General features: G+C 43.4%; 1 tRNA gene and 2 rRNA genes. All 3 read right to left on the bottom strand.

Annotation, left to right across the window (positions count from 1 at the left end):
- A 23S ribosomal RNA gene (locus BBA70_RS01365) occupies positions 1-661 on the bottom strand; the annotation flags it as partial.
- 63 nt (positions 662-724) lie between these two features.
- A tRNA-Ile gene (locus tag BBA70_RS01360) sits at positions 725-801 on the bottom strand.
- Between the two features lie 105 nt (positions 802-906).
- A 16S ribosomal RNA gene (locus BBA70_RS01355) occupies positions 907-1374 on the bottom strand; the annotation flags it as partial.

The raw sequence follows: 1374 nt of genomic DNA, 5'->3' as shown, positions 1-1374 counted from the left end.
GCCCTATTAAGACTCGCTTTCGCTACGGCTCCGTTCCTTAAAACTTAACCTTGCTCCATATCATAACTCGCCGGTTCATTCTGCAAAAGGCAAGCCATCACACATTAACGTGCTTTGACTAATTGTAGGCACACAGTTTCAGGATCTATTTCACTCCCCTTTCGGGGTTCTTTTCACCTTTCCCTCACGGTACTAGTTCACTATCGGTCACTAAGAAGTATTTAGCCTTAGGAGATGGTCCTCCCATCTTCCGACAAGATTTCTCGTGTCTCGCCGTACTTATTGATACCCTAGATTTTAACTTACGTTTACGGGACTGTCACCTTCTTTGGTGCTTCTTTCCAAAAGCTTCTACTTCGTTAAAATTTTATAACTACAAATGATATCAGGCTGTTCCGGGTTCGCTCGTCACTACTACCAGAATCGTTATTACTTTCTTTTCCTGCGGTTACTTAGATATTTCAGTTCGCCGCGTTTCCTTTCTTCTAATAAGATAAATCGTATTAGAAGAATATTACATCTTCAATGTAATGGGTTTTCCCATTCGGAGACCCACGGATCTTCACTTATTTACAGCTTCCCGTGGCGTTTCGCCGTTAATTGCGTCCTTCATCGGCTCTTAGTGCCAAGGCATCCACTGTGCGCCCTTAGTTCCTTTGATTTTTTAACCTTCGTTTATCTACTTTTCAAAGAGCTTTTTTAAGATTTTGCCTATTTTTGGTTATGGTGGGCCTAAATGGACTTGAACCACCGACCTCACGCTTATCAGGCGTGTGCTCTAACCAACTGAGCTATAGGCCCTTAATCTTAAAAAGATTTAAATGTTGCAAATACAATTTGCAAACAATTTAAAATGAAAAACTTTCTTAAGTCTCTCAAAACTGAAGATGATAATTGTTTCCTTAGAAAGGAGGTGATCCATCCCCACCTTCCGGTAGGGATACCTTGTTACGACTTAACCCCAATCATCGACCCTACCTTAGACGGTTCCCTCTTCTTGCGAAGTTAGGCCACCGGTTTTGGGTATTGCCAACTTTCGTGGTTTGACGGGCGGTGTGTACAAACCCCGAGAACGTATTCACCGCGACATGCTGATTCGCGATTACTAGCGATTCCAACTTCATGAAGTCGAGTTGCAGACTTCAATCCGAACTGAGACTGTTTTTTTGAGATTCGCCAAAAACTTGCGTTTCAGCTACCCTTTGTAACAGCCATTGTATCACGTTTGTAGCCCAGGTCATAAGGGGCATGATGATTTGACGTCGTCCCCACCTTCCTCCAATTTATCACTGGCAGTCTTGCTAAAGTCCCCACCATTACGTGCTGGCAACTAACAATAAGGGTTGCGCTCGTTGCGGGACTTAACCCAACATC

Origin of the sequence: New Jersey aster yellows phytoplasma (assembly GCF_002554195.1) — a bacterium.
Classification (GTDB): Bacteria; Bacillota_I; Bacilli_A; order Acholeplasmatales; family Acholeplasmataceae; genus Phytoplasma.
Note: the sequence above shows the minus strand (reverse complement) of the source record. Positions and strands in the feature narration are given on the sequence as shown.